General features: G+C 72.8%; 3 protein-coding genes. All 3 read left to right on the top strand.

Going from position 1 to position 6606, the window contains the following annotated elements; all coding sequences use genetic code 11:
• On the top strand, positions 1 to 2823 hold a 2823-nt coding region (locus ACZ3X1_RS28385; protein WP_467281439.1), incomplete at its 5' end, for a response regulator.
• Entirely contained in the window at positions 2820 to 5249 is a 2430-nt protein-coding gene (locus ACZ3X1_RS28380) for a GAF domain-containing SpoIIE family protein phosphatase (RefSeq protein ID WP_467281438.1), read from the top strand. The genes ACZ3X1_RS28385 and ACZ3X1_RS28380, both read left to right, overlap by 4 nt.
• Before the next feature lie 113 nt (positions 5250 to 5362).
• Positions 5363 to 6205, top strand: coding sequence for a dienelactone hydrolase family protein (locus ACZ3X1_RS28375; RefSeq protein WP_390078288.1), 843 nt, complete (start codon positions 5363 to 5365; stop codon positions 6203 to 6205).
• Positions 6206 to 6606: the final 401 nt, after the last annotated feature.

The raw sequence follows: 6606 nt of genomic DNA, 5'->3' as shown, positions 1-6606 counted from the left end.
GCCCTCGTCACGACCGCCGTCGCCAACGGGGACCTCTCCAAGAAGATCGACGTGGACGCGCGCGGGGAGATCCTGGAGTTGAAGACCACCATCAATACGATGGTCGACCAGCTCTCCTCCTTCGCCGCCGAGGTCACCCGCGTCGCCCGTGAGGTCGGCAGCGAGGGCCGGCTGGGCGGCCAGGCCGAGGTCGAAGGCGTCTCCGGCACCTGGAAGCGGCTCACCGAGAACGTCAACGAGCTGGCCGGGAACCTCACCCGGCAGGTCCGGGCCATCGCCGAGGTCGCCAGCGCGGTCGCCGAGGGCGACCTGACCCGCTCGATCACGGTCGACGCCTCCGGAGAGGTCGCCGAACTCAAGGACAACATCAACTCCATGGTCGGCTCGCTGCGCGAGAGCACCCGCGCCAACCAGGAGCAGGACTGGCTCAAGTCCAACCTCGCCCGCATCTCCGGCCTGATGCAGGGCCACCGCGACCTCGCGGCGGTCGCCGAACTCGTCATGGACGAACTGACGCCGCTGGTCGCCGCCCAGTACGGCGCCTTTTACCTCGCCGAGGACACCCCCGGCGGAACCGTGCTCACCCTCGTCGGCTCCTACGGCCGTCCCGCTCACGCCGAGGAGGGGACGAGGTTCGCCCTCGGGGAGTCCCTCGTCGGACAGGCGGCCCGCAGCCGCCGCATCATCGCCACCGACCGGGTCCCCGGCGACTACATCATCTCCTCGGGGCTCGGCCACACCACCCCGGGCAGCCTGATCATCCTGCCGATCGTCGTCGACGACCAGGTGCTCGGCGTCATCGAAATCGCCTCCTTCAGCGCCTTCACCCCCGTCCACCGGGACTTCCTCGCCCAGCTGATGGAGACCATCGGCACCAACGTCAACACGATCGTCGCCAACGCCCGGACCGACGAGCTCCTCGGCGAGTCCCAGCGGCTGACCGGCGAACTCCAGGCCCGCTCGGAGGAACTCCAGGTCCAGCAGGAGGAACTTCAGCGCTCCAACGCCGAACTGGAGGAGAAGGCCGCCCTCCTCGCCAGCCAGAACAGCGACATCGAGGCCAAGAACCTGGAGATCGAACAGGCCCGGCAGGAGCTGGAGGCCCGCGCCCAGCAGCTGTCGCTGGCCTCCAAGTACAAGTCGGAGTTCCTGGCGAACATGAGCCACGAGCTGCGCACCCCGCTCAACAGCCTCCTGATCCTGGCCCAGCTGCTCGCGCAGAACCCCACCCGCAACCTGTCGCCCAAGCAGGTGGAGTACGCGGGCATCATCCACTCGGCCGGCTCCGACCTGCTCCAGCTGATCAACGACATCCTCGACCTCTCGAAGGTCGAAGCGGGCAAGATGGACATCAACCCCGAGCGGGTCCACCTGCCCCAGCTGCTCGAGTACGTCGACGCCACCTTCCGGCCGATGACCACCCAGAAGAGCCTCGACTTCACCGTCACCACCGCCCCCGACGCCCCCGACGACCTGCTCACCGACGACTCCCGGCTGCGCCAGATCCTGCGCAACCTGCTGTCCAACGCCGTCAAGTTCACCGAGCGCGGCGGCGTCGAGCTGCGCATCGAACCGGCGACGGCCCCCGAGACCCCCGCCGGGATCTCCCGGCGCGGGCAGCCCATGCTGGCCTTCCGGGTACGGGACACCGGCATCGGCATTCCCGAGCAGCAGCTGGAGTCCGTCTTCGGAGCCTTCCAGCAGGCCGACGGCACCACCAGCCGCAAGTACGGCGGCACCGGCCTCGGCCTCTCCATCAGCCGCGAGATCGCCCAGCTCCTCGGCGGGGCCGTCACCGCGGAGAGCACCCCGGGCCAGGGCAGCACCTTCACCCTCTACCTGCCGGTCAGCCGCGCGGACTACGAGGACGCCCCGGACGCCGACGAGGCCGTGACGACCTCTCCCGAGGGCACGTCCGCGACGGGCCAAGCGGACCGCCGGGACACGCCGGCGCTGCCCGCACAGCGGCGCAGCCGCCGCCTGCTGGTGATCGAGGAACGGCCCAACGGCCTGCTCTCCCTCGTCGCCGAGAGCGCCGACCGGGACTTCACCCCCCACCCCCACGCGCCGGGGGAGCGCGGCGGCATCCAGGTCGTCAACGCCACGAGCGCGCGGGAGGCGGCCGCCGCCCTGGCGTCCGACGCCTTCCACTGCGTCGTGCTGGAACTGGACATGCCCGACGGGGAAGCACTGCGCTTCCTCGACGCGCTCGACGGCGATCCGGCCCTCTCCTCGCTCCCCGTCCTCGCCCACAACAACCCCCGCGTCCGCACCGGCCGGGAGGCACTGCGGGAGCGGGCCGCGTCACGCCGGGTGGAACTGCTGTCCAGCCTGGACGAACTGCGCGAACGCATCGCCCTCCACCTGTCGGCCGAACAGCCCGGGGACGTGCTGCCGCTCGTACACCCGGACGCCCGGCAGCAGGACGCCCACGTGCCCGACGGCGACCTGGCCGGACGCACCGTCCTCGTCGTCGACGACGACGCACGCAACCTCTTCGCCCTCAGCGGGGTCCTGGAACTGCACGGCATGCGGGTGCTCCACGCCGAGGACGGCCGCAAGGGCATCGACGCCCTCACCGGCAACGCCGACGTCGACCTGATCCTGATGGACGTGATGATGCCGGAACTGGACGGCTACGCGGCCACCGCCGAGATCCGGCGGATGCCGGCGTACGAGGCCCTGCCCATCATCGCGGTCACCGCCAAGGCGATGCCGGGGGACCGCGAGAAGAGCCTCGCCGCCGGCGCCAGCGACTACGTGACCAAACCGGTGGACGCCGACGACCTCATCGCCCGCGTCCGGCACTGGCTCACGCGATGACCGGGGACACCACACGCAGCGGCGCCGTCCACCCGCCGTCGGCGCCGTTCACGGAGCAGAACGCCCGTGCCATCCCGCACCAGTCCCCGACCCCGTTGGGGCGCCTCGTCGCGACCGTCGAACGGCTGCGCCGGGAGGTGCTGGAGGCGCAGGCCACCGCCGACGGCCGGGCCCTCGTCGAACTGGCCAAGGGCATTCTCATCGGGCAGCTGAACTGCACGCCGGCCGCGGCGGCACGCCAGCTCGACGTGCTGTGCCGGGAGAGCGGCACGTCCCGCCTCGAACTCGCGGCCGACATCGTCAACCAGGCGTCCCGCGACCACGTCAGCGAGATCGCCGCGGCCTTCGTGGCGAACGCCGGCAGCACCGGCTGTGCCGACGACCCCGCCGAGCACTCCACGGTGTCGGTCCGGCTGCGCACCGCCGAGAGCGGCATGTTGGCCGCGGCCTCCGACACCCAGGCCGTGGCCGAGTCCCTCCTGACCAATGCCCTGGGGCCGCTGGGGGCCGTCGCCGTCGCCGTGTGGACCGCCGTGCCCGACGGCTCGCTGACCCTCGCCGGCCACGCCGGGTTCCCGCCCCGCGAGGCAGTCCGCTGGCGCCACGTACCCCCCGGCGTCTCCACCGTCGCCGGCCTCGCCCTCCGCGAGCGCCGGCTGGTGACCCTCGCCCGGCTCAAACGCGCCGGCCTGCCCTCGATCGGCCACGTCCAGTGGCCCGACGGCGGACGCATGGCCGTACCGACCGGGACGGGCGGACGGATCCACGGCGTCCTCGAAATCTGCTGGCCCGGGCCCCTGGCGCCACAGCCGCCGCAGATCGAGCGCCAGGTCGAGGCCCTCGCCGAGCTGTGCGCCCGCACCATGGACGCCTCCCCGCCGAGCGACCCCACGGCCGCCGACGCGGTCCTCCCGGACGTCGCGGAACTCATCGACCTCGCCGAGGGACTGCAGGACCCGGCCGTGGTGCTCACTCCGGTCCTCGACCCCGACGGCCGCCTCACCGACTTCCGGATCCGGCACGCCGGCAGCCGCTTCGTCGACCCGGTGGGACGGCCGCGCGGCGACGTCAACGGCGCGCTGCTGCTGGAGGCCTACCCGATGGCCGCCGCCGAGAACGGGCTGTTCGACATCGTCGAGCGCGTCCACGCGACGGGCGAGCCGTTCCGCGCCGAACGGATGAGCCTGACCGCGCTGGTCGACCAGATCCCCCTCACCTCGGTCGCGGACATCAGCGTCAGCCGCCACGGCGCCGCCGTCCTGCTGATCTGGCGGATCGAGGACGAGACGGCCCGGCTGGCCAACCTCCTCCAGCACGCCCAGCGCCTGGGCCGCATCGGCGGCTTCGAGGAGAACCTCGCCACCGGCGAGACCACCTGGAACGCCCAGCTCTACGCCCTGCACGGCCTCCCGGCCACCGCGAACCCGGTACGGCTGCGGGACCTGCCCGGCCACGCCCATCCGGACGACTCCGCCGCCCTCGGCCGCTTCCTGCGGGCACTGCTCCACCACCGCCGACCCTCATCCGTCAATTTCCGCCTCCAACGCCCCGACGGAATCACCCGCCACATCCGTGTGGTCGCCGAGCCCGTCCTCGACGCGGACCGGCGACTGCACGCCGTACGCGGCGCCTACCAGGACATCTCCGCCCAGCACTGGACCGAGGTGGCGCTGGCCGCGACCAGGGACCAGCTCGCCCACACCGAGGCCGAGTCCGCCGAACGCAACCGGCTCGCCCTCCAGCTCCAGCACGCCATCATGCCGCCCACACCGCCGGCCATCGAGGCCCCGGGCTTGCGGGTCGCCGTCCGCTACCGGCCGGCCGAGACCGAGTCGCTCGTCGGCGGCGACTGGTACGACACCGTGGTCCTGCCCTCCGGTCTCATCATGCTGTCCGTGGGTGACGTCGCCGGCCACGGCATCGAGGCGGCCACCGGCATGGTCGTGCTGCGCAACGCCCTGCGCGGCCTGGCCGTCACCGGCGCGGGCCCGGGCCAACTGCTGTCCTGGCTCAACACGGTCACCCACAACCTGGCCAAGCACGTGACCGCCACCGCCGTCTGCGGCGTCTTCGACCCGAAGACGAGGGTGCTGCGCTGGGCGCGCGCCGGCCACCTGCCGCCCGTACTCGTCCGCGGTGGCCGGGCCGAGGCCTTCCCGCTCATCGAGGGCCTGCTCCTCGGCGCCCTTTCCGACGTCACGTACGGCGAGAGGGAGGTGCAGCTCGAACCGGACGACACCCTGCTGATGTTCACGGACGGACTGGTGGAGCGGCGGGACTCCTCCGTCCAGGACTCGCTTCGCCATCTCGTGAACGCGGCCGCCGCCGGAGCCGGGGACCTCGACGCGCGGCTCGACCGCCTGCTCGCCGGGAGCCGGTCGGACACGGACGACGACACCTGCGTGATCGGCATCCAGGTGGGCTGAAGCCCCTCCGCCGGACGGCGGGCGACCGCACTGCCCGCGAGGGTTGACCACCAGGCCATACCTGCCGGTAACTTGAGCGCGGTCCAGAAGCGTCGACGGAAAGGGCCGGGCACGTGGCGAACCACGACCTGACCGGATTCACCGAGGGTTCCTTCACCCACGACGGCGCGACCCGCCGCGTGCTGCGCGCGGGCACGGGCCCCGCGGTGATCGTCATGGCGGAGATCCCGGGCATCACCCCGAAGGTCATCGAGTTCGCCGAGCGGGTGGCCGCCGCCGGCTGCAGCGCCGTGCTCCCGGTGCTCTTCGGCGAACCAGGCCGCGACCCGGATCCCCGCGCCGTCGGCTGGGCGAGCAGCGGCCGCTACATGGCGTCGACCATGTGGCGGGTGTGCGTCAGCCGGGAGTTCACCCTGCTGGCCACGGGCCGCAGTTCGCGCGTGGTGCAGTGGCTGCGCGCCCTGGCCGCCGCCGAACACGAGCGGTGCGGCGGCCCCGGTGTGGGCGCCGTCGGCATGTGCCTGACCGGCGGGTTCGCCCTGGCCATGGCCACGGACGAACGCTTGGTCGCCCCGGTCCTCGCCCAGCCGTCGCTTCCGCTGGCCCTCACTCCCGGCCGCGCCGCCGCCATCGACATCAGCCCCGATGACCTCGCCGTGGTCCGCGGACGCTGCGAGCGCGAGGGCCTCCAGGTGCTGGGCCTGCGCTTTCGCGGGGACCGCCTGGTCCCGGCCGACCGGTTCGCGTACCTGCGGCGCGAACTGGGCGACGCCTTCGTCGCCGTCGAACTGGACGACGGCGACGCGAACCCGGACAGCGCCCTGCCGCCGCACTCCGTGCTCACGGAGCACCTCGTCGACGAACCGGGCCGTCCCACCCGCGAGGCCCTCGACACGGTCCTCGACCTCTTCCGCACCCGCCTCCTGCTCGAAGACCGCCCCACCATTGCCGGCTGACCCGCGCCCCCGCCGGCCCCGGGCGTTGTCCAGGGGCTCCGCCGACTCGTCGGCGGACTTGGGCCTCACGCGGTGGAAGCCCTGCCGGCCGACCGAGCGCTCGAGCCGACCGTCCACCACTTACTCCAGGCCGCCCGTCCGGCCCCGGACGGTGCGCCGGGTGAGTTCCGCCAGGAGGTCGCCGGGGGCCGGCACGTCGAAAGAGTACGGGCGGCCGAATCCACGTGGACGGCAGCGGCCCCGCAGCCGCCTGCCCCGAGCATCGCCCACTCGGCGTGCCCGGGAGCCCCCGGCCCTGCCGCGTCCGTGTGCCGTCGCCGCAGCAGTCGCGCCGCTCCCTGGGGCGCGTTGCGCGGGTCAGGGGCCGGGTGAGTGGCAATCTGGGGCATAACACCACAAAC

It is taken from the genome of Streptomyces sp. NPDC023541 (assembly GCF_055559995.1).
The sequence above is the reverse complement of the archived record's forward strand: the minus strand, read 5'-3'. Positions and strand labels throughout refer to the sequence as shown.

Bases quoted from the DNA above. Each gene is read 5' to 3' on its own strand.
- ACZ3X1_RS28380 (WP_467281438.1), top strand. From the start codon at position 2,820: ATGACCGGGGACACCACACGCAGCGGCGCCGTCCACCCGCCGTCGGCG.